Genomic DNA, 21943 nt, shown 5'->3' with positions numbered 1-21943 from the left:
GAGCCAAATCTGAATGAAAGATTATAGCGCTATTAAATCCCGATCCATCACAAGATGGATATTTTCAGGTGTAATAAGCTCCATACTCTTAATCGCTAGTGTCTTATGGTTTAGCCTTATTCAAAACATAACAGAACGTACCGAACGATCGGCGCTCTATGCAAGAATGATTGAGGCGACGGTCACCCGAACATTAGAAGCACTAGAGATCAGCCTTCTCTCGTTATCAGATGAGTTAGAAGCTCACGAAGCAAGCCCTGATCATTTCAACGATGTGCGGGAAAGAGCATTAAATGTTCTCAATTTCGCCCCCCAATTAAGACAAATCGTCATAATAAAAAACAATAAAACGATTGTTAATACTAATGCTGACAATAGCGAAAACCCAATAAATAATATTAACTTAGAGATATTAGGCTTTAAAAAAAAACCGTCTAATGCCTATAGTCTTGGTCTTAATATAGGGACAACGATCAAAGGACGTTACTTACCAACCACCTACGAATACCCCGATGAATCCGCACGGCTTGAGCTTATTCCGATCGGCTTTTCGACCCGCACACACTCTGGGGAGGATCTGCTGATTCTTGCCGCATTTAATTCCAATTACCTAACTCGATATATTAAAGACCTTGATATAGAAAGAAATGATAATGTTTATTTGATTGATTTTCACGGTAACGCGCTTGTTCAAACAGGTTTGTTCGGCCCCAACAGAGACAGTATTACTCAGCATCTCTCAACAGTGCTGGAAAGTGGAGAAGATGAGGATGTCAGTATCAACTCATCGTCCTATATTCCTACTTACACAACCACTACGCGGCTCTCAACAAAATACCCCTTAGCAATCGCCATTGTCACCAATTTTGAAGATGCCTTTTTTCTTTGGGTAAAACGGAAAAGCACCTTCCTATTAGTTATTGGCTTAGCCATTGTCACGCTCATTATTGGTGCTATTTATATCGTTAGAATTAATAAAAAAGCATTCGCGATGAGGGAAAATGTCCACCTATTATCTGAAGTCGTCGAAAAGAACCCGACCGCTATTATCATTACCGACAATACCGGTGATATTCAGTATGTGAACAGGAGCTTTGAGCAGATCACTGGATATAAGAAGAATGATGTATTAGGGCAAACCCCACGCATTCTCAAATCAGGCCATATGCCTGAGCCACAATATGACGATATGTGGAAAAAGCTTAAAAGAGGAAAAAGCTGGTATGGGGAATTTCATAATAGACGCAAAAACGGTTTACTCTATTGGGAAAGAGCATCCATCAGCCCGCTCATTAATGATGATAATGAGATCACCCACTTTATTGCCCTGAAGCAAGAGATAACAGAGGAGCGCAAAGCTCAAAACAAACTGCGCTTAGCTTCAGCAGTTTTTAATGCGGCGGCCGAAGCTATATTGGTCACCGATGCGAAAAACCGTATACAAATGGTTAACCCGTCCTTTCAAAAAATCACAGGTTATTCTGAAGCAGAAGTTATTGGCCAAACCCCTGCGATATTAAAATCGGGGAAACATAGCCCTCAGTTCTATAAAGACATGTATGAACAGCTCAACAGCAAGCATAAGTGGGAAGGTGAGATCTGGAATAAACGAAAAAATGGGGAGCTTTATCCTGAGTGGATCGTGATCTCCTGTCGCTTAGACTTAGATAAAAATATTGAGGGATATGTTGCACTGTTTAGCGATATCACAAAAAGAAAAAGTGATGAGGCAATTATTCTTCACCAAGCAAATTATGACGCATTAACAGGTTTACCTAACAGAAACTTATTTGAAGACCGCTTAAAACAATCTCAAAAACTCTGTCAAAGAAACAAGTCAGAAGCCGCCCTCTTTTTTATCGACTTAGATCGCTTTAAATATGTAAACGATACATTTGGTCACCTCGCAGGCGACCTATTGCTGCAATTAGTCTCTACCCGACTAGAATCCTGCATTCGTAAAAGTGATACCGTAGCGCGCTTAGGAGGGGATGAATTTGCAATCATCATTCCTGAGATAAGCCACACAAGCGTTGTTGAAAAAATCGCTAAGAAAATTCTAGCCAGCCTAACTCAGCCTTTTATATTGGAAGGTAATCAAGCCTATATTTCCTGCAGTATTGGTATAGTAACGCATAGCTGTGATGCCACGACTTCAGAACAGCTTATCGCCAACGCAGATAGCGCTATGTACAAGGCGAAAACAAAAGGACGCAATCGATACGAGTTTTTTGATAAAGACCTAAGCACTAAAAACAAAGAACGTAATTTGCTAGAAAACGATATTTATAATGCCATTGAACGTAACGAATTCTATCTAACTTACCAACCCATATGGAGTATTGATGGTAAGCATATACGTTCAATTGAAGCATTAATAAGATGGCAACATCCTCAAAAAGGCCTTGTACCACCCTCTCATTTTATCCCAATTGCTGAAGAATCAGGACAAATCTTAGCTATAGGTGAATGGGTAATTAAAGAGGCTTGCAAGTTTGCTCAGATACTCAGAAAAGAGGCAACGCATCCTCCCTCAGTGAGCGTCAATATTTCCAGTGTTCAATTTATGGAAGGCCGTGTAGCCGAGATCATACAAAGGGAGTTAGCCGCCAATAACCTGCCAGGTTCAAGCTTAGTCGCAGAAATTACAGAAAACGTTCTTTTATCAGAGCAAGAAGATATTTATACGCAGCTTAAAGAGATTGTCTCTGTCGGCGTAGACCTTGCGATAGATGACTTTGGTACAGGATACTCATCCCTTAGCTATCTGAAAAAGTATCCCATTAAAAGACTAAAAGTTGATAAAATATTTATCGATGAAATTGCTTCGGATATGGATGATCAAGCGTTAGTATCGGGCATCTTATCACTAGCTGAATCTTTATCACTATTAACGATAATTGAAGGGATCGAGACAGAGAGTCAATTAGCTATAATAAGAGGCTTAGGCTCCCCTATGATACAAGGTTATTTGTTTTCCAAACCGATTAAAGGGGAACAAATACTTGAGTTATTAGACAACAAAGCATAAATTGATATTTTTGATAATATGATTGCCTCTTGGTAAGAAAAGCATGCAATATACGCTCTAATTCTAAACCCCGTGCAGACATTTAAGGTAAGGTAATGTAGCACAATTATAAACACTTTCCACAGAGCACCATAAGAATAAGCAAGCCACACACCTATAGTTTTAATTAAGGACAGTTATTGAACCGCCTCTACAATATAATTTATTGTAGTCCAATAAGAGATACAGGATCCGTATCTCATTAAGTGGTAACGATACGCTAACAAACTGGTCGAAACATGGATAGCAGACAGGCTTTGAACTTTATACTCATCCTTATTAGCGCCTCTATGGTTATGGCTGGGTTATATCTCAACCTCAATAATCACGACAATTCCATCGCATTAATCTTAATAGGCGCAGGTGCGAGCAGCCTTATTCCCCATTATTACTTTTCCAGTAAAGCCAAAAAATTACACACCCTTAACTCATCAAGCCATACAGCACAAAGCTTTCAAGACACCTTTGAAAAAGCCGCTATTGGATTAGCCCATGTAGATCTACAAGGTAAGTTTATTCGTGTAAATAATAACCTATGCCAGTTTTTAGGTTATCCAGAGCAGGAACTCCTCGAAACCACTTTTCAATCCCTCTCCCTTCCCGACGACTTAGAAGAAAGCTTTAGATGGATCAGAGCTGTTTTAGCAGGCGAAGAGGTTGAAGATTTCTCGAAGATCAAACGTTACTACCATAAAGATGGTCGTTTAGTTTGGGCAAAACTTACAACAACACTAGTTAAAAATGAGCTCAACGAGCCTGATTACTTCGTCTCTTCCATTCAAGATATATCAGAACTAAAAAATACAGAGATGCTTCTTCGCCAATCAGAAGAGAAATTTAAAACAATAATAGAAGCGGTATCTGATGAGGTTGTTATATGGATGTCGACAACAGGTATGCAGGAGATGCTCTATGTTAACCAAGGGTTTGAAAAGCAATGGGGACGCTCGGTTGACACATTATATGAAAACCCAAAAAGTTTTTTAGATATTATCCATCCTGATGACAAAGACGCAGTTGAACAAATATTTACACTAAGCCCCGATAGCAACTGGAATATAGACTTCCGCATCATCCGAGATGATGGCGAAATACGTCATATTCACAACGTCGGCTTTGGTATCCTTGAAAACGGTGAACCCCTTTATCTTGTCGGCTCGGCTGTTGACCGTACCGATATAATGAATCGTCAGCAGCAATTAGACGAATCTATTCTCAAGCTTGAAGCGGCTTACAAATCCTTAGAGCAGTTGTCACAAAAAGACGGACTGACCGGTGTCTTCAATCGCTCAACCTTTTTAGAACACCTCAGCGATGCTCATGAACGTTATAAGCGCTATAAAACACCCGCAACATTAATCTTTATCGACCTTAACCAATTCAAAGAGATTAATGACAATCATGGTCATATCACCGGTGATAATACGCTAATAGCGCTCGCTAATAAGCTATCAGACAATATTAGACAAACCGATGTTCTCGGCCGCTATGGTGGAGATGAGTTTGTAGTCCTGCTCAACAATAGCTCAACTGAACATGCTCAAGAGTTTTTTAACCGCGTAGGTAATAGCATTCAGGTAGATTGCAACTTATCCGGCAAGCCCCTGAGAATTGGTATCTCTTATGGTGTATACGAAATTGATGCTACTGTGGAGACACTTCAACAATGGATATCCCATGCCGATATTTCGATGTATAAAGATAAAGGAACGCACTCCAGTTAGGCCAAACCCCTAACCTATAGCCAATTGATGTTTTATCCCGCTTCACATAAGCTCATCTCATACCTTGCTGGAGTCGGAACATGTATCAACCTAGCCCTATCATTTTACAAAAAAATCCTCCATCGTTAGATGAAATAGACCTAACTAACACCCAAATAGCCGAAAAAAGTGAGTATTTAAAAACACTCAAGAAATCACAAAAAAAGATACTCAGCGTCCAACAAGCTTATTACCACCAAAAGCGCCGAGCAATCTTGGTTTTTGAAGGTTGGGATGCCAGCGGTAAAGGGGGGGCTATAAGACGCTTAACTGAAAAGTTAGATCCTCGTGGTGTGAAGGTTCATCCAATCGGTGCACCCACTCCAGAAGAACAAAGTAAGCATTACCTGTATCGCTTTCAAACTCGCTTACCCAAAGCGGGGACGCTCGCACTTTTTGATCGCTCTTGGTATGGCCGAGTTTTAGTTGAGCGGGTTGAAGACTTCGCTTCGAAACAGGAGTGGCAACGCGCTTATCAAGAGATTAATGAATTTGAACGAAGCCTTATTGATGATGGTGTGAAGATCATAAAGATCTTTATGCACATTAGCCCAGAGGAACAACTTAAGCGCTTTGAAGAGCGATTAAATAATCCAGTAAAACGCTGGAAGCTAACCAGTGAAGATATTAGAAATCGCGCTAAGTGGACAGATTATCATCAAGCTATTAATGATATGTTTAAATATACCTCTACAGAGGCTGCGCCTTGGCACATCATCCCTGCAAACCATAAATGGTATGCCCGTACTGATGTCCTAAAAACCATAGCTTCACAACTATCTGAAGATATGGATATAAGCCCACCTCCCGTAGATCCAGCGGTGATTAAAGAAGCCTATCAAGCTTTAGGTATAAAGATTTCTGATTAATCTCTTATTTTGCAACAATTCTGAAATAATTAATCGTCATTATTAGCCTCAATTACAAAGAGGCTAATAAATATGACAGAAAATACTTTAAAAACTCAGCTGAAACAGTTGCTGAATCGTGGTTACTCAGAGATTGACGTTTTAAACTTAGGAATTGCACCTAAATATCTGATTGATCAAGCCATTTCCGAATACAAAGCAGACCAACGCATTCAAGACCAAACACTAAGTACTCAACACAATCAGGCAAGCTTCGCTATGCGCTTAGGTGGTTAATTTAGCCACCTCCCCTCCTTTTGAATAATTTTCCTATTATCTTTAGCAATATTCATTTCTTCTATTGATTTCATTCAGATACAATTCACCTCGTTTGGTGTATTAATGTTAGCTACTTGAGGAGAGTAATAACTCACCTCCAAGGGTGGCAGGCTGATTTTTGTGGGGGAAGGCCCGTTAGTCCCAATAACAAATTGATGAGCACTTATAGGAAAATTACAATGAAAAAAGTACTTATTGCAGCAGCAGCTGCTACTTTGATGTTACCTACTGCAGCTATGGCTGAACGTGATGGCCTAACTGTATACAACACCAAATGTGGTGTATGCCATGCTTCAGGCGCCGCTGGCGCACCTAAAGTAGGTGACGCAGCAGATTGGGGCGCACGTGCAACACAAGGTATGGATACCCTATTAGCGACTGCTAAAAAAGGTAAAGGCGCTATGCCTCCTTCTGGTCTATGTATGGATTGTAACGATAACGAACTTAAGTCCGCTATCCAATACATGATAGACAACTCAAAATAAGCACCGAATTCACATAAAAAAACCGCCATATTAAGGCGGTTTTTTTGTCTCAGCCACTAGCTAGAATATCTCCGTCGGCGAAAGGTTACGTAGCTCACCTGTAGGATCACCCTCCTCTCTCGCTTGAATTTTCTCTAACAACTCCTGATCTTTACCCTTTTGCACAATAATTTCTACACGGCGGTTTTTAATTCTATTCGCCGGCGTTGTGTTAGGAACGAGGGGTTTAGTATCAGCATAACCTAATACCCTAAAGCGTGACTGCTCAATACGCGGATCACCAAACAACTCGTGGGCAACCGCCAATGCACGTGCTACCGAAAGATCCCAGTTAGATTCAAAACGGCGTCCAGCATAAGGAATGTTATCACTATGCCCTTCAATCGCTACGTTGCCTTTCACATCTAACAGCACGTCTCTAATCTTGGCTAACACAGGGATAGATTCATATTTCAACTCTGCGGAACCTGAATCGAAAGAGCCTTTCTCTTTAATACGAATAATAATTTTTTTACCATCCGTTTCAACTTCGACGCTGCCATCACCGATCTCCTCTGCCAATGCTGCGGCAAACTCGACTGCATCCTCTTTCGCCTGCTGTTCTTGCTCTTTTTGCAGTGCTTGATCAATACCGGCTTCTAGATCTGGTGTATCACTCTCTCCCTCTTTTGAACGAACATCTAATGTATTCATATCATTATTAACCGTCATCTGACGGACTTCGTTCAAGGGAGTTGGTTCGGGACGACCAGGGCTAAACTCTTGAGCAATAATTGATGTGCCTTTAGGTATATCTTCAACCTTAATCTGGTTTTGCACACCAAAGGCTTCACGCATTGAACCCGCAAGCTGCTTAAACTTCAGTACATCCATCTCTGAAAAAGATAGAAGCAGAACAAAGAAACACATCAACAGCGACATTAAGTCGCCAAAGGTTGCTAACCAACCAGGCAACCCTGCAGGACAGGGGGGGCATTCATGCTCTTCGGTATCATCACTCATTGCTCAGCTCCTTACCGAATTAACCTTCAGCCGCCACACGTTTTTTCTCTGGCAGATAGTTTCTCAACATCTGTTCGATCACACGCGGGTTTTGACCTGCTTGGATGGCAAGTAAGCCATCAATAACTAAAGCCGCATTAAGCGCCTCTTCATTTTTCCTAACATTCAGCTTGTCTGCCATAGGCAACGCCACCATAGTCGCAAGCATGGCGCCATAAAGCGTTGTCAGAAGTGCTACGGCCATCGCCGGACCAATAGATTTTGGGTCACTCATGTTAGAAAGCATCTGCACTAAACCAACCAATGTACCGATCATACCCATTGAAGGACCTACATCCCCCACAGCAGAAAATACTGATGCGCCAAATTCATGGCGATCACTGGTTAATTTTGCTTCTTTCTTCAACAACGTTTTGACCACTTCAGGATCATGGCCATCAACCAATAACTGAATACCACGTTGCATAAAATCACTGCTAACGGTTTTATCTTCCAACGAGAGCAACCCACCTTTACGTGCGGCATCGGCTAACTCAACAGTTTCAGCAATAATCTCTTCAGGATTTAAAGACTTGTACATGAAGGCCTTAGCAGCCACTTTACCCGCACCTAAAAACTGGCCTAAGGTAAATTTCATTAAAACGACAAAAATACTACCGCCAATAACAATCAACAATGACGGTGGATTAACAAAAACACCTGGATCACCACCCGTTATAATTGCAGCGATGACAATACCAAAACTGCCTAATAAACCGACGAGCGTAGCTATATCCACTCAGGATTCCTCATACCAGCCAATGAACACGTTCAAGCCTTACTTAACGAACTGCTTATCATAGCAAAAAAGTCTCAACAATCACCCACTCTTCATAGGTTTAACGGTTATTCTTTAGGTATAATTGATTCTAGACCGATGCTTCGGTAAGTTTAGCCCTTTCAATGTGGATTTATTCCCATGCCTCGTAAAAAGAAAACAACCGATTTTGAGCAATCCTTGCAGGAACTCGAATCAATAGTCACACAAATGGAACAGGGAGACCTGTCTTTGGAGGACTCTCTTAAAGCATTTGAAGAGGGGGTTAGTCTCACCCGCGAATGCCAAAATATCCTTGCACAAGCGGAACAAAAAGTGCAGCTTTTAATCGAGTCAGGCGGCGAGCTAAAAACAGAGCCATTTGAGCCTGAAGAGGATAGCTGATTTGGAGATTCAGAGCCTGCTCAACCAATACAGCGAACGTGTCGATAGTTATCTTAAAGCATGCATAGTACAGAAAAGTATCGATCCGATTTTACAAGAATCGATGCTCTATTCTCTTTTTAATGGTGGCAAGCGTGTCAGGCCCACGTTAGTACACATGGTGAATACTATGCTGGACGGCGACATGCGCCATGCTGACAGCGCAGCTGCAGCGATAGAGTGTATTCATAGCTATTCGTTAGTACACGATGACTTGCCAGCCATGGACGATGATGATCTCAGACGGGGTAAACCAACCTGTCATATCGCCTATGATGAAGCCACCGCAATATTGGCTGGCGATGCACTACAAAGCCTAGCTTTCGAATTGATCGCTGTGGATAAGTACCTTTCTGCCGACGCTAAAGTGCAGCTCGTAAAAGAGCTAAGCATCGCTTCCGGCTATCAAGGCATGGCCGTTGGTCAATCCTTTGATCTACGCAATGTAGGAAAGCCTTTAACCCTCGTGCAATTAGAAGCGATGCATCAACATAAAACAGGAGCTCTTCTACAATGCTCTGTCATTATGGGGGCAATCGCTAGCGGTAAAGCCAATCAAGACCAGCTCAGTGCATTAACCAATTATGCGCAAGCTATAGGCTTAGCTTTCCAAGTACAAGATGACATCCTGGATATTGAGGGTGACTCTGCGGTAATAGGAAAACCTCAAGGTTCAGATATGGCGCAAAACAAACCCACCTATCCTGCACTATTAGGCCTTGAAGGTGCTAAGCTGAAACTACAACAGCTACACGAAGATGCTAAACAAGCTTTAGCCCCATTTGGTTCAGAAGCATCTGAACTCAAAGCCTTGGCTGATTTTATCGTTCATCGCGATCATTAACTGCAAAAGACCCTTTATGTTTCTCACAATTCCACCATCTCGTCCTAGTACCCCCCTGCTAGATCAGATTAATGATCCAGACCAATTACGGCAGTTGTCCGCTGAAAAGCTACCTGAACTGGCGGAGCAGCTAAGAGCTTTCTTACTCTATAGCGTTGGACAGAGCGGTGGACATTTTGGCGCAGGGCTTGGGGTTGTAGAGTTAACAATCGCTTTACACTATCTATTAAACACCCCTGAGGATCATCTGGTTTGGGATGTAGGCCATCAATCTTATCCCCATAAAATTTTGACGGCACGAAGAGAGAAAATGCTTAACATCCGTCAAAAAGGAGGTCCGTCCCCTTTTCCAAAACGCTCAGAAAGCCCCTATGATGACTTTGGTGTCGGCCACTCCAGTACTTCAATTAGTGCTGCCTTAGGTATGGCAATTGCCGATAAGTTAAAGGGCTTAAAAAACAAGACGGTTGCCGTCATTGGTGATGGTGCTATGACAGCGGGCATGGCCTTTGAAGCTCTCAATCACGCCGCGCATACCGATACTAACTTGCTTGTAATTTTAAATGATAACGATATGTCGATCTCCCAAAATGAGGGTGGTCTGGCAACCTATTTAGCTAAAAACATAAAACATAAAACTGAAGGCGAAACCACTGCGGCACTGTTTGAAGCTTTAGATTTTGAATACACAGGCCCTATAGATGGCCATGACCTACCTTTACTCTTAGCAAAACTTTCAGACGTATTAGCCAAATCAGGACCGCAATTCCTTCACCTTATTACGAAAAAGGGCAAAGGATTTAAACCTGCAGAAGAAGACCCTGTAGGTTACCACGCAATCACTAAGATAAATCCGATCCACCAGCCAAAAGAAAAGAAGGTCACTTATTCTAATATTTTTGGCCGCTGGATCTGCCATATGGCGGAGTCTCACCCCTACCTAACCGCTATAACCCCAGCGATGAAAGAAGGCTCCGATCTCGTTGAATTTGCCAACCGTTTCCCTGCACGATTTTTTGATGTGGCTATCGCCGAACAACACGCACTGACCCTTGCAGCAGGAATGGCTTGCCAGAAGATAAAACCGGTTGTCGCTATCTACTCCACCTTTTTACAACGGGCCTATGACCAGCTTATCCATGATATCTCGATTCAAGAGCTCGACATTCTACTGGCAATAGATCGAGCAGGACTTGTGGGTGAAGACGGTTCAACCCATAGCGGCGTACTCGATATTAGTATGCTTCGCTGCTTACCTAAGGCCGTTATTATGACGCCCTCTAATGCTCAAGAGCTGCGTAACATGCTCTACACGGGTTACCTCTATAAGGGGTTGGCGAGTGTAAGGTATCCAAGAGGCTCAGCCATTAACCATGTGGAGGGTGAGATGGAAGCACTCGATATTGGCCGCAGCCAACTAATCACTACAGGTAAAAAAGTGGCGCTACTAAACTTTGGACCGCTACTAAAAACAGCACAAGCGGTTTCTGACAAACATGGCTACAGCTTAGTAGATATGCGTTTTGTGAAGCCGGTTGACAGTGAAATGGTTACAGAATTGGCAAATTCACACCAACTACTCGTCACTATAGAAGATCACAGCATTATTGGTGGCGCAGGATCAGAAGTAAGTGAGTATTTACACAGAACCAAAAATAGCACACAGCTCTTAACTTTAGGCATTCCTGATAAATGGATAAGCCATGCCACTAGATCGGAGCAACTGACTGAATGTGGATTAGATGAAGCAGGCATAGAACAGGCTATAACACATGCACTCAGCCATTAAATTTATAACCAGAGAAACGCAATAAACTGCAAAACTATTGCCGCAAATACCCCTGCAATAACGTCATCCAGCATCACCCCCAGCCCCCCGGAAACTTTTTGATCGGCCCATTTTATCGGCCAAGGCTTCCAAATATCAAAGATTCGAAACAGGACAAAACCTATAACAATCCACCAAAAGCCAGCGGGCGCTAAGGTCATCGTAATCCAGAAACCAACAAACTCATCCCAGACGATACCACCATGATCATGTACACCAATATCTTTACTGGTACGGTCACACAGCCAAATCCCAATCAATGTTGTTACGACCAACATTAAAAGATACCAAGGCAAGCTCAATTGTTGAAACCAGAAATAAGGAATGACAGCAGCGAGTGTACCGAAAGTGCCCGGCGCCCATGGCGCTGCCCCACTACCTAAACCAAATGCTAAGAAATGAATTGGGTTTTTCCAAACACTTGCTGGCACTCTATTCACACATAATCCTTATCTATTAATCTGTACGCTGAAAATGATCGTAGCCTGAGCCCTGTATCTGACAAGGCTCACCACGAAGAAATAACTCTATATCTGCCCTGTCTGTAACTTTACCTACGACAGCCACAGGAACGGATAACTGCGATAAAAGAGCAAGGTAATTAGGTGGGAGCGTAAAACACAACTCAAAGTCCTCCCCTCCCGTCAGTGCCCATTGTCGAGCACTCTCTTCGCCAAACGCAGAAATCAACTGAGAGGAGATCGGCACCGCTTCTAACTGTAAACGCGCCCCTAAACCACCACTCGCTTTTAGAATATGCGAAAGATCGGACAACAGCCCATCGGATATATCAATACAGCTACTGGCTTTACCTAACAGTACTTTACCAAGCTCAATACGTGGCGTCGGCGCATAAAAACGCTCTAGTAGATAGTCTGCATAGCTATGATCCTCAAAGCCATTCAGCAGACCTTCTAAACCACCTCGACTATCACCTAAGCAACCACTGACACAGATAAGATCATCGACTTTAGCCCCTGCACGCGTTAAGCGATGATCATGCGGTAGGAAACCATGTACTTGTGCAGAGAGTGCTAACGGCCCCTTTGTAGTATCACCCCCTACAAGCGAAACACTGTATTCAGCACACAACTGCGCCAAGCGACGGCTAAACAACAGTAGCCAATCATCTTCCGCTTCGGGCAGTGTAAGCGCTAAAGTAATCCACGCAGGCGTTGCCCCCATTGCAGCTAAATCACTTAACGCCGAGCCAAAAAGTCGACTAGCGAGTAGATCAGCAGGGGTACCTTCAAGAAAGTGTGTACCCTGAACAAGCGTATCAATAGATACAGCTAACTGATAACCGGCAGGCACAGAAAGTACAGCACAATCATCGCCTATGCCTAGTGCAACAGAAGCATCCGTAGATGCTTCTGCAAAGTAGCGCTGAATCAGCTCAAACTCACCTAGTGACATGGAGTTTAAGACTTGCGCTGACGTTGATCTCGGATCTCAGCCATACGGACGCGCTGAGCCAATTTATCTAATACACCATTAACATAACGATGACTGTCAGTCGCACCAAACTTCTTAGCTAACTCAACACTCTCATTAATGGCCACACGGTAAGGTACCTCAATACGCTGGGCAAGCTCAAAGGCACCAATACGAAGAACTGTCAGCTCAATTGGATCAAGCTCTTCAACTTGGCGATCAAGGAAATCAAGATAGGACTTATCTAGATCACTTTTTGCACCGGCAATGCCATGCAGAAGCTCAGAAAATAGTTTGATATCCGTATCACGCATATCATTATCAACTCTAAACTGTGCTTCTATCTCGTTCACCGGTTGTCCAGCGATCTCCCACTGATACAACGCTTGCAGTGCATAACTACGCGCATTACGACGCTGTGTGGTTAAAGATGGTTTCTTCTTAGTCGCTGGTTTATTTTCGTTGTCACTCATCTAAAATTAAACCTCAAGCTGCTTAAGCAAACTAACCATTTCAATGGCAGATAGTGCTGCTTCAGCCCCTTTATTGCCCATTTTAGTACCTGAGCGTTCAACCGCTTGCTCAATACTATTAACCGTTAAAATACCGTTAGCAACAGGCACATCATAGTCCAAAGAAACCTGAGCTACGCCTTTAGAGCTTTCACCTGAAACATATTCAAAATGAGGCGTACCACCACGAATAACTGCACCTAATGCGATAATCGCATCATCTTTTTTCTGAGCAGCAAGACGTTTAACAGCCAACGGAATTTCAAAAGCACCTGGAACACGGATAACACGAATATTTTCTTCGTTGATACCATGGCGTTTAAGGGTATCAATTGCACCCTCTAATAAGCTTTCTACAACAAATGCATTAAAACGACCGACTACGATAGCGTAGTTGCCGTCAGCGTTCACAAAATCACCTTCGATGGTTTTCACAGCCATGATTCAAGTACCGGTCTAATTAGTCTTCACAAGGAATATATTTTTCAATCTCAAGGTCAAACCCAGAGATCGCATTAAACTTCATTGGTGCACTGAGTAAGTTCATTTTACCTACACCCAGATCACGCAGTATTTGTGAGCCCGTTCCTACCGTTAGGTAGGCACCTGATGCACTCACGTTTACTTTTGATTTCTGATGACTATTAAGCATAAGCTCCAATGAGTCACCTATATCAATCTTTTCGCCATTATCTAACAGTAGAACAACACCTTGGCCTTCTTTCGCAACACGCTCTAAGGCTTTACGCATAGTCCACTTAGGCTCTTCACCCGGTGTAACGGCTCCTACTACATCACGTAGGACCTCATTACGATTATGTACACGTACATAAGTGGGTTCATCTTCTTTAATCTCTCCAAGCGTCATCGCTAAATGAGTGCAGTTCTGAATCTCATCTTTGTAGGTAATATAGTTGAACTCACCATACTCAGTAGACATCACACCAGCATCTTCACGCTGTACTGTATGCTCATTGGCCGTCCGGTAGTGGATCAAATCTGCAATCGTACCAATCTTTAGATTATGCTTTTGAGCAAACTCTTCCAAGTCAGGGCGACGTGCCATAGTGCCATCATCATTCATTACTTCAACGATTGCAGCCGCTGGGGTGAAACCTGCCATACGCGCTAAATCACAACCCGCTTCAGTATGTCCCGCTCGGCTCAATACACCACCGGGCTGGGCCATCAAAGGAAAGATATGACCCGGCTGAACAATATCTTCAGCTGTGGCATCCGCCTTAACCGCTGTTCGAACTGTATGTGCACGATCAGCAGCAGAAATGCCCGTTGTTACCCCTTCAGCAGCCTCAATGGACAAAGTAAAATTGGTAGCGAACTGAGCACCATTACTTTGTACCATCAGTGGAAGCTTTAACTGCTCGCAACGTTCACGGGTCAACGTTAAGCAGATAAGGCCGCGGGCGTGTGTTGCCATGAAATTAATATCATCAGCACGCACCATTTCCGCCGCGATGATTAGATCACCTTCATTTTCACGATCTTCATCATCCATCAAGATAACCATCTTACCTTGACGAATATCTTCCAATAACTCTTCTGGTGTATTTAGTTTCATCAAATTTATACCATCGTTAGCGGTTAAAGCCGCAAGCCATCAAAGTTTCCATTGTTAAACCTTGATCACTTTGTTCATTATTAATATCTTGAGTATGACCCAATAAGCGTTCTAAATAGCGAGCAATAATATCCACTTCTATATGAATCAAGCGCCCAGGTACATACTCAGTCATAATTGTTTCTTGCGCTGTATGAGGCACAATATTCAACTCAAAGCACTCACCGTCAATAGCATTCAACGTCAAACTAATGCCATCAACTGTCACTGATCCTTTAGCTGCTAAATAGCGCTGTAAATTTTTCGGTGCTTTAACACTAAAACGTATGGAACGTGCATCTTCCTGACGAGAGACAATCTCACCTAAGCCATCTACATGCCCAGTGACAATATGCCCACCTAATCGACTGGTCGGCATCAATGCTTTTTCAAGATTAACACGTTCACCTATACTCAATGTATGAAAACGGGTATGGGCTAATGTTTCACGCGAGACATCGGCAATAAAACCATCCCCAGGCAGTTCAACCGCAGTCAAACAAACCCCGTTAGTTGCAATACTATCACCTAGTTTAACATCGCTGAGATCCAAATTTCCGGTACGTACATACAGACGCATATCGCCTGATTGCTCATCGATTGAGGCAATGGAACCCACCGCTTCAATTATTCCGGTAAACATCTACTGTTCTCCATACACGGGCGTTAATACCAGTTTTAGATCGCTACCCATCATCCGGCTATCAATCTGCTTTAATTCGATCTGCTCAGCCATTTTCGTCAACGGCAAACTAAAGGTTGGTCTTGCATCGCTGCCAAGTAGTTTCATAGCTATATAAAGGTGTAATTCATCCACTAAACCTTGCGCCATAAAAGCACCCGCCAACGTTGCACCCGTCTCAACTAGAAGATCATTACACTGTTCATTTTGTACCAGCCACTCAAGCAATGCATTCAATGAGACTCGACCTTGTTCGTCAGGTAAAAGCACTATTTCGGCGCCTTCACTTTCTAATGCTCGCTGCAATCCTTTATCGGTAGAACAGGTCGCTATTAGCGTACGCCCAGGCTGTTTTAGAATGTTAGCTGTTGTTGGGGTACGTAAAGATGAATCTAACACAACCCTTAATGGCTGTTGCTTTACGATCTCCGCCGCGTCAGGCAAACCTAACTGCTCTTCACGTACAGTTAGAGCCGAATCATCATGGATAATCGATTCCACACCGGTAACAATAACTGAACTTTGCGCTCGTAACTTTTGTACATCTCGGCGCGCAGCCGGCCCTGTTATCCATTGAGATTCCCCAGAGGACATAGCGGTACGACCATCAAGGCTTGAAGCCAACTTTATCCTAACAAATGGCTTGCCTGTCTCCATACGCTTGATAAAACCTGGATTCAGCGCTCGGGCTTCAGCTTCAAGCAAACCCGATGAGGCTTGGATTCCAGCCTTACACAGCATCGCTATACCTCGACCAGCCACTTGAGGGTTTGGATCAACCATCGCGGATACAACTCGAACAACTCCAGCCTTAATCAAACCCTCAGCACAAGGAGGCGTTCTACCATAATGGCTACAAGGCTCAAGCGTGACATAAGCCGTTGCGCCCTTAGCATTAATACCCGCTTGAGCAAGGGCATTCACTTCGGCATGCCCCTCTCCGGCTCTAAAATGAAAGCCCTCACCAACAATCACATCATCTTTAACTAAAACACAGCCAACCCGTGGATTGGGGTGGGTGGTATATAAGCCTTTACGCGCTAACTGAATAGCCCGTGCCATATACTCACGATCAGCAACAGACCACTGTGAATCGATAAGGGACACTTAATTTCCGCCCTCTTTCTTATGCTGCTCAGATAAGCGTTCGATCTCTTCTTTAAACTCATTGATATCTTGAAAACTGCGATAAACCGATGCGAATCGTACATAAGCAACTTCGTCTAATTTACGGAGTTCCGACATCACCTCTTCGCCCACCTGTCGAGAAGGCAGCTCTCGCTCACCCGTCGCTCTTAAACACTGTTTAATACGACTGATTGATGCTTCAACTTCTTCAATAGATACAGGACGTTTTTCTAGCGCTCGATGAATACCTGCACGTAACTTTTCATCATCAAAAGGTTGGCGAGATCCATCGGCTTTAATGAGGCGGGGCATAAGAAGCTCGGCAGCTTCATAGGTAGTAAAACGCTCATTACAATTTACACATTCACGGCGACGACGCACCTGCTGACCTTCTGCTACCAGACGGGAGTCGACTACTTTGGTTTCAGTGGCATTACAAAACGGACAATGCATCAACCTTTCCTGCGTAAAGAGCGAGGAATATCAGTGCTTAAACAAGGCAACAGATATTCCGAATATAGGGGTATTTATTTGCTCTCAAATATAAAAAAGACAGAGAACAAAAGGGGCTGTCTAAAGAACTTGCAAGCAAGTTCGGGACAGCCCCGCGATTGTACATTTTTCCGGCTATAAGTTATAGCCGGTTATAGAGATTACTTATATACAGGGTAGCGTGCGCAGATCTCTTTAACTTGAGATTTAACCCGTGTGATAACCTCTTCATTGTTGATATCGTCAAGAATATCGCAGATCCAGTTTGTAAGATCTGTAACTTCAGCTTCTTTAAAGCCACGACGAGTAACCGCAGGTGTACCTATACGTAAACCAGATGTTACAAACGGTGAACGTGGATCGTTAGGCACTGAGTTTTTGTTAACGGTGATATTTGCACGACCTAGCGCCGCATCAGCATCTTTACCGGTAAACTCTTTATCGATCAGATCAACAAGGAAAAGATGATCATCTGTTCCTTCAGAAACGATTTTAATACCGCGTTTCATAAATGCATCAGCCATCGCCTGTGCATTCTTAACCACTTGAGCTTGATACTCTTTCCACTCAGGCTCCATCGCTTCTTTAAAGCAAACCGCTTTACCCGCGATAACGTGCATCAAAGGGCCACCCTGGGACTCAGGGAAAACAGCAAAGTTTAGCTTTTTCTGTAGCTCTTCATCAGCACGCGCCGATAAGATCAAACCACCACGTGGTCCGCCTAGCGTCTTATGCGTTGTTGTTGTTACAACATCGGCAATGCCGATTGGCGATGGGTAAACACCTGCAGCCACTAAGCCTGCAACGTGCGCCATATCAACAAACAGAGATGCACCTACTTTATCCGCAATATCGCGGAAACGCTGCCAATCAACTACTCGTGAATAAGCAGAGAAGCCAGCAACAATCATTGTTGGCTTATGCTCAAGCGCTAGATGCTCAACTTCATCGTAGTCGATTTCACCTGTTTCTGGGTTCAAACCGTACTGCACCGCATTATAGATACGACCAGAGAAAGACACGGCTGCACCGTGAGTCAAGTGACCACCGTGAGCTAAACTCATACCTAAAACAGTATCACCTGGCTTACAAAGCGCCATATAAACAGCCGCATTGGCCTGTGAGCCTGAATGAGGCTGAACATTGGCATATGTCGCACCAAACAATTCTTTAGCACGATCAATCGCCAACTGCTCTACAACGTCAACGTGTTCGCAGCCACCGTAGTAACGCTTGTTGGGATAACCTTCAGCGTATTTGTTAGTCAGCGCAGAACCCTGAGCTTCCATTACACGTGGGCTAGTATAGTTTTCTGACGCAATCAGTTCGATGTGCTCTTCCTGACGTACAGTTTCAGCCTGCATTGCAGACCATAGGTCCGCGTCAAAATCAGCGATTGTCATATCTTTGCTAAACATTGTATTTTCTGTCCCCTGAATACAATATGGGCTCTGTTCAACTGAAAACAGCAACGGTCAAACCGCTGATCAATTAGCAGCAACGAACAACTTAAGAATTGGGAAAGCGCGTATTATAGCGAAACATTTGCGGGGTTACACTTGAAACAGACTCAAAACCACTTCAATTGTACTCAACTTGCAAACATCTAGGATTATTCCTCCTTAAAGAGGACAGATAATCTCTACTTTTATAGATTGATTTACTCAGGCGATAGCCTTCTACCTGCTATTTCCGTTAAAATTGATGCATTAATTTCTGACAAAACAGACAGGTTACTGCATGGCTCAGTTCGTTTATTCAATGAACCGCGTAGGCAAAGTTGTACCGCCAAAACGCGAAATTCTGAAAGATATCTCTCTCTCCTTCTTCCCCGGCGCTAAAATCGGCGTACTAGGGCTGAACGGTTCAGGTAAATCTACCCTTTTAAAAATCATGGCAGGACTTGATACCGAAATTCTTGGTGAAGCGCATCCTATGCCGGGCCTGAATATAGGCTACCTACCTCAAGAACCAGAACTCGATGAGAGCAAAACTGTTCGTGAAGTTATCGAAGAATCAGTCGCTGATGTAAAAGAAGCACTAGATGGTTTAGAGGCGGTATATGCTGCTTATGCAGAACCTGATGCAGATTTCGACGCATTAGCAAAGAAACAAGCTGAATTTGAAGATCTAATTCAAGCAAAAGATGGCCATAACTTAGAAACAACACTTGAACGTGCCGCTGATGCCATGCGCCTTCCCGCTTGGGATGCAGAGGTGAAAAACTTATCTGGTGGTGAACGTCGTCGTGTTGCTTTATGCCGTTTATTGTTAGATAAGCCTGACATGCTACTACTTGATGAGCCTACCAACCATTTGGATGCAGAGTCAGTAGCTTGGATTGAGCGATTCCTTCAAGAATACCCTGGTACTGTTGTTGCGATCACCCATGACCGTTACTTCCTTGATAACGCCGCTGGTTGGATATTGGAACTTGACCGCGGACGCGGTATTCCTTACGAGGGCAACTACTCCTCTTGGCTGGAACAAAAAGAGCAGCGCCTAGAGCAGGAAGCCAAACAGGAAGCCGCTCACCATAAAGCGGTGTCTTCTGAGCTAGAGTGGGTTCGCCAGGGACAAAAAGGACGTCAATCTAAATCAAAAGCACGCTTAAAACAGTTTGAAGAGATGAACTCAAAAGAGTTCCAAACACGTAACGAAACCCAAGAGATCTACATCCCACCTGGACCACGCCTCGGTGATAAAGTGATCGATGCGATCAATATCTCTAAAGCCTACGGTGATAAAGTACTGTTTGAGAACCTTAGCTTCTCTATTCCCCAAGGAGCTATTGTCGGCATCATCGGTGGTAACGGTGCGGGTAAATCAACACTCTTCAAAATGATCAGTGGCGAAGAAAAACCTGATTCCGGTGAGATTGAAATTGGCTCAACCGTTGAACTAGCTTACGTTAACCAGTCTCGTGACCTTAATGGTGATAAGACCGTTTTTGAAGAGCTATCAGATGGCCAAGATATTATTACTGTAGGCAACTACCAAACACCATCACGCGCTTATTGCGGTCGCTTTAACTTTAAAGGCGGCGATCAGCAAAAATTTGTCAAAGATCTATCCGGTGGTGAGCGTAACCGCTTACATATGGCGAAACTACTTAAAGAGGGCGGAAACGTTCTTCTTCTTGATGAGCCGACCAACGATTTAGACATAGAAACACTACGCGCCTTGGAAGAAGCTATACTTGCCTTCCCTGGTTGCGCAGTTGTTATCTCCCATGACCGTTGGTTCTTAGACCGTATCTGTACACACATGTTGGCCTATGAAGGTGACTCTAAGGTTGAGTTCTTTGAAGGTAACTACACTGAATATCAAGACGACTACAAACGTCGTTATGGTAAAGAGCACCAGCCTGAGCGTATCAAATACAAACGTATGGTCGATCTAGGTTAAACGATTACGAGTAACAAAAAACCGAGGTATAGCCTCGGTTTTTTTATAATCATATGAAAAATAATAGATTATTAAAAAACATCAAGTGGCCACATAAAGCCGATCCCTTCCCGCATCTTTTGCTGCATAAAGCGCGTCATCTGAACGCTTCAACAGAGACTCTATATCATCACTGTTATTCAGCTCGGCAATGCCTATACTCGCAGTAAAACCGATTTTATTACCATTTGGGGCAGTCACTTTTTCAGTATGGCAAGCTAACCGAATAACCTCCGCCACCTCTTTAGCTTCTATAGCACTCATCCCTGGCAGCACCATCAAAAACTCTTCCCCCCCATACCGACATACCAGATCTATACGTTTACGGGCGTGTTTTCGCATGACTTTAGCAAAAGACTTTAAGACAAGATCACCCGCTGCATGACCATAACTATCATTTAAGTTTTTAAACTTATCTAAATCGAACAACAATACGCTTAATGCTTGCCCCCGCTCGCGAGCCTGAAGTATATCAAGTGATAATTGCTCCATTGCCTGACGGCGATTAGACAACCCAGTCAAAGGATCTCGCGTCGCCTGTCGATATAAACCTAATAGCATATTCAGCTGATTAACCGCAGCCCAACCAGCAATCAAACCAAGAACAGATAACAGCCATAGACTATTAATCGCCTCTACATCCCCTACCGTTCCTCTCAACAACTGCGTGACAAATTCAATTAAAAGCACACCTAAGGTAAAGCATAAAGTTTCACTAATGGCGAGCGGGAAAATAGCCATCATCGTAATAATCATAAAAGGAAAGAAATGATACCCCGCCACATTAGAATCATAACCATGTATCAGCAGAAGTGAGCTAGAGGCTGTTTGGAATCCCGATAACAGTATCACGAGAATCACCAAACGCAGTTGCGCGAGTTTTAAACTGTAGCGTTTAAAACTCCACAGCGAGAGAAACAAACAGCCTAATGCTCCGACAGCCCGCGCAAGCGCTATAGAGTCCAACATATCTTCAGGCAATAGAAAGTAATCAACCAAAAACCACGCCGGCTGAACAAGGGCTAATAAAAGAGCAATTATTCGAACTCGACGAAATAAGTAATAGCTACGCGTTTGATTAAAATACCGCGAATGACGACTGCCGCTAGACACATCCAACAAAGTTTCTAAAAACATAATAACCTTACTCATTAAAAGGTTTTTTTGTTGCGAAGCTTAAGGGCAAACCTGTAGTACAACCATGATATAGC

Annotated in this window: 21 protein-coding genes; 9 read left to right on the top strand and 12 right to left on the bottom strand. The window is 43.4% G+C overall.

Translation table 11 applies throughout. From position 1 onward, the window contains the following. The first annotated feature begins 13 nt into the window (after positions 1 to 13). The 5 genes from Q4492_RS05215 (at position 14) to Q4492_RS05195 (ending at position 6505) form a co-directional block, all read left to right on the top strand. Entirely contained in the window at positions 14 to 3031 is a 3018-nt protein-coding gene (locus Q4492_RS05215) for an EAL domain-containing protein (RefSeq protein WP_303416207.1), read from the top strand. A gap of 278 nt (positions 3032 to 3309) precedes the next feature. Continuing rightward, the gene (locus Q4492_RS05210) at positions 3310 to 4794 is read left to right on the top strand and encodes a diguanylate cyclase (protein ID WP_303416206.1); all 1485 of its coding nucleotides are present in this window, start codon (positions 3310 to 3312) and stop codon (positions 4792 to 4794) included. An 80-nt stretch (positions 4795 to 4874) separates the two neighbouring features. Continuing rightward, the gene (locus Q4492_RS05205) at positions 4875 to 5702 is read left to right on the top strand and encodes a polyphosphate kinase 2 family protein (RefSeq protein WP_303416205.1); all 828 of its coding nucleotides are present in this window, start codon (positions 4875 to 4877) and stop codon (positions 5700 to 5702) included. 72 nt (positions 5703 to 5774) lie between these two features. Next, positions 5775 to 5978: a hypothetical protein gene (locus Q4492_RS05200; RefSeq protein WP_303416204.1), complete on the top strand. Its 204-nt coding sequence runs from the start codon at positions 5775 to 5777 to the stop codon at positions 5976 to 5978. A 221-nt stretch (positions 5979 to 6199) separates the two neighbouring features. Next, on the top strand, positions 6200 to 6505 hold the full coding sequence (locus Q4492_RS05195; protein WP_067862597.1) for a cytochrome c5 family protein: 306 nt from the start codon (positions 6200 to 6202) through the stop codon (positions 6503 to 6505). Positions 6506 to 6565: 60 nt separating this feature from the next. Here the strand turns inward: Q4492_RS05195 and Q4492_RS05190 are convergent, their stop codons facing one another. After that, positions 6566 to 7507, bottom strand: a complete 942-nt coding sequence (locus Q4492_RS05190; RefSeq protein WP_303416203.1) for a flagellar motor protein MotB — start codon at positions 7505 to 7507, stop codon at positions 6566 to 6568. A 19-nt stretch (positions 7508 to 7526) separates the two neighbouring features. After that, positions 7527 to 8285: a flagellar motor protein PomA gene (gene pomA, locus Q4492_RS05185; protein WP_303416202.1), complete on the bottom strand. Its 759-nt coding sequence runs from the start codon at positions 8283 to 8285 to the stop codon at positions 7527 to 7529. Positions 8286 to 8465: 180 nt separating this feature from the next. On the opposite strand from pomA, the gene Q4492_RS05180 reads away from it, so the two are divergent. Genes Q4492_RS05180 through dxs form a run of 3 tightly spaced genes read left to right on the top strand, consistent with a single transcriptional unit; the run spans position 8466 to position 11380 of the window. Beyond that, positions 8466 to 8708: an exodeoxyribonuclease VII small subunit gene (locus Q4492_RS05180; RefSeq protein ID WP_303416201.1), complete on the top strand. Its 243-nt coding sequence runs from the start codon at positions 8466 to 8468 to the stop codon at positions 8706 to 8708. A 1-nt stretch (position 8709) separates the two neighbouring features. Then, positions 8710 to 9591 carry a polyprenyl synthetase family protein gene (locus Q4492_RS05175; protein ID WP_303416200.1) on the top strand — a complete coding sequence of 294 codons (882 nt, stop codon included), beginning with the start codon at positions 8710 to 8712 and terminating at the stop codon, positions 9589 to 9591. A gap of 16 nt (positions 9592 to 9607) precedes the next feature. Next, positions 9608 to 11380, top strand: a complete 1773-nt coding sequence (gene dxs / locus Q4492_RS05170; protein WP_303416199.1) for a 1-deoxy-D-xylulose-5-phosphate synthase — start codon at positions 9608 to 9610, stop codon at positions 11378 to 11380. 2 nt (positions 11381 to 11382) lie between these two features. On the opposite strand, the gene Q4492_RS05165 is transcribed toward dxs, so the two are convergent. The 9 genes from Q4492_RS05165 to glyA form a co-directional block, all read right to left on the bottom strand. Next, complete coding sequence (locus Q4492_RS05165) at positions 11383 to 11859, bottom strand: phosphatidylglycerophosphatase A (protein WP_303416198.1); 477 nt, start codon at positions 11857 to 11859, stop codon at positions 11383 to 11385. Positions 11860 to 11875: 16 nt separating this feature from the next. Beyond that, positions 11876 to 12835, bottom strand: coding sequence for a thiamine-phosphate kinase (gene thiL, locus Q4492_RS05160; protein ID WP_303416197.1), 960 nt, complete (start codon positions 12833 to 12835; stop codon positions 11876 to 11878). A 5-nt stretch (positions 12836 to 12840) separates the two neighbouring features. Continuing rightward, positions 12841 to 13326: a transcription antitermination factor NusB gene (nusB, locus tag Q4492_RS05155; RefSeq protein ID WP_303416196.1), complete on the bottom strand. Its 486-nt coding sequence runs from the start codon at positions 13324 to 13326 to the stop codon at positions 12841 to 12843. Positions 13327 to 13332: 6 nt separating this feature from the next. Continuing rightward, positions 13333 to 13806 (bottom strand): 6,7-dimethyl-8-ribityllumazine synthase, encoded by a 474-nt coding sequence (ribE, locus tag Q4492_RS05150; protein WP_067862615.1) that lies wholly within the window; start codon positions 13804 to 13806, stop codon positions 13333 to 13335. Positions 13807 to 13825: 19 nt separating this feature from the next. Then, positions 13826 to 14944, bottom strand: coding sequence for a bifunctional 3,4-dihydroxy-2-butanone-4-phosphate synthase/GTP cyclohydrolase II (ribBA, locus tag Q4492_RS05145; RefSeq protein ID WP_303416195.1), 1119 nt, complete (start codon positions 14942 to 14944; stop codon positions 13826 to 13828). Positions 14945 to 14960: 16 nt separating this feature from the next. Further along, on the bottom strand, positions 14961 to 15626 hold the full coding sequence (locus Q4492_RS05140) for a riboflavin synthase (RefSeq protein ID WP_303416194.1): 666 nt from the start codon (positions 15624 to 15626) through the stop codon (positions 14961 to 14963). After that, positions 15627 to 16763: a bifunctional diaminohydroxyphosphoribosylaminopyrimidine deaminase/5-amino-6-(5-phosphoribosylamino)uracil reductase RibD gene (ribD, locus tag Q4492_RS05135; protein WP_303416387.1), complete on the bottom strand. Its 1137-nt coding sequence runs from the start codon at positions 16761 to 16763 to the stop codon at positions 15627 to 15629. 9 nt (positions 16764 to 16772) lie between these two features. After that, entirely contained in the window at positions 16773 to 17246 is a 474-nt protein-coding gene (gene nrdR, locus Q4492_RS05130) for a transcriptional regulator NrdR (protein WP_303416193.1), read from the bottom strand. Positions 17247 to 17446: 200 nt separating this feature from the next. After that, entirely contained in the window at positions 17447 to 18703 is a 1257-nt protein-coding gene (gene glyA, locus Q4492_RS05125; RefSeq protein ID WP_303416192.1) for a serine hydroxymethyltransferase, read from the bottom strand. 322 nt (positions 18704 to 19025) lie between these two features. Between glyA and ettA the strand changes: the two genes are divergently transcribed. After that, entirely contained in the window at positions 19026 to 20693 is a 1668-nt protein-coding gene (gene ettA, locus Q4492_RS05120; RefSeq protein ID WP_303416191.1) for an energy-dependent translational throttle protein EttA, read from the top strand. Positions 20694 to 20774: 81 nt separating this feature from the next. Here ettA and Q4492_RS05115 read toward each other — a convergent pair whose 3' ends face one another. Next, the gene (locus tag Q4492_RS05115) at positions 20775 to 21869 is read right to left on the bottom strand and encodes a diguanylate cyclase (RefSeq protein ID WP_303416190.1); all 1095 of its coding nucleotides are present in this window, start codon (positions 21867 to 21869) and stop codon (positions 20775 to 20777) included. Between the last annotated feature and the right edge of the window lie 74 nt (positions 21870 to 21943).

It is taken from the genome of Neptuniibacter sp. 1_MG-2023, from assembly GCF_030547185.1.
GTDB lineage: Bacteria > Pseudomonadota > Gammaproteobacteria > Pseudomonadales > Balneatricaceae > Neptuniibacter.
The sequence above is the reverse complement of the archived record's forward strand: the minus strand, read 5'-3'. Positions and strand labels throughout refer to the sequence as shown.

Coding starts and splice junctions, on each gene's coding strand:
- Q4492_RS05215 (WP_303416207.1), top strand. CDS start 14: ATGAAAGATTATAGCGCTATTAAATCCCGATCCATCACAAGATGGATA.
- Q4492_RS05210 (WP_303416206.1), top strand. CDS start 3,310: ATGGATAGCAGACAGGCTTTGAACTTTATACTCATCCTTATTAGCGCC.
- Q4492_RS05205 (WP_303416205.1), top strand. CDS start 4,875: ATGTATCAACCTAGCCCTATCATTTTACAAAAAAATCCTCCATCGTTA.
- Q4492_RS05200 (WP_303416204.1), top strand. CDS start 5,775: ATGACAGAAAATACTTTAAAAACTCAGCTGAAACAGTTGCTGAATCGT.
- Q4492_RS05195 (WP_067862597.1), top strand. CDS start 6,200: ATGAAAAAAGTACTTATTGCAGCAGCAGCTGCTACTTTGATGTTACCT.
- Q4492_RS05190 (WP_303416203.1), bottom strand. CDS start 7,507: ATGAGTGATGATACCGAAGAGCATGAATGCCCCCCCTGTCCTGCAGGG.
- Q4492_RS05180 (WP_303416201.1), top strand. CDS start 8,466: ATGCCTCGTAAAAAGAAAACAACCGATTTTGAGCAATCCTTGCAGGAA.
- dxs (WP_303416199.1), top strand. CDS start 9,608: ATGTTTCTCACAATTCCACCATCTCGTCCTAGTACCCCCCTGCTAGAT.
- thiL (WP_303416197.1), bottom strand. CDS start 12,835: ATGTCACTAGGTGAGTTTGAGCTGATTCAGCGCTACTTTGCAGAAGCA.
- nusB (WP_303416196.1), bottom strand. CDS start 13,326: ATGAGTGACAACGAAAATAAACCAGCGACTAAGAAGAAACCATCTTTA.
- ribE (WP_067862615.1), bottom strand. CDS start 13,806: ATGGCTGTGAAAACCATCGAAGGTGATTTTGTGAACGCTGACGGCAAC.
- ribBA (WP_303416195.1), bottom strand. CDS start 14,944: ATGAAACTAAATACACCAGAAGAGTTATTGGAAGATATTCGTCAAGGT.
- Q4492_RS05140 (WP_303416194.1), bottom strand. CDS start 15,626: ATGTTTACCGGAATAATTGAAGCGGTGGGTTCCATTGCCTCAATCGAT.
- nrdR (WP_303416193.1), bottom strand. CDS start 17,246: ATGCATTGTCCGTTTTGTAATGCCACTGAAACCAAAGTAGTCGACTCC.
- glyA (WP_303416192.1), bottom strand. CDS start 18,703: ATGTTTAGCAAAGATATGACAATCGCTGATTTTGACGCGGACCTATGG.
- ettA (WP_303416191.1), top strand. CDS start 19,026: ATGGCTCAGTTCGTTTATTCAATGAACCGCGTAGGCAAAGTTGTACCG.
- Q4492_RS05115 (WP_303416190.1), bottom strand. CDS start 21,869: ATGTTTTTAGAAACTTTGTTGGATGTGTCTAGCGGCAGTCGTCATTCG.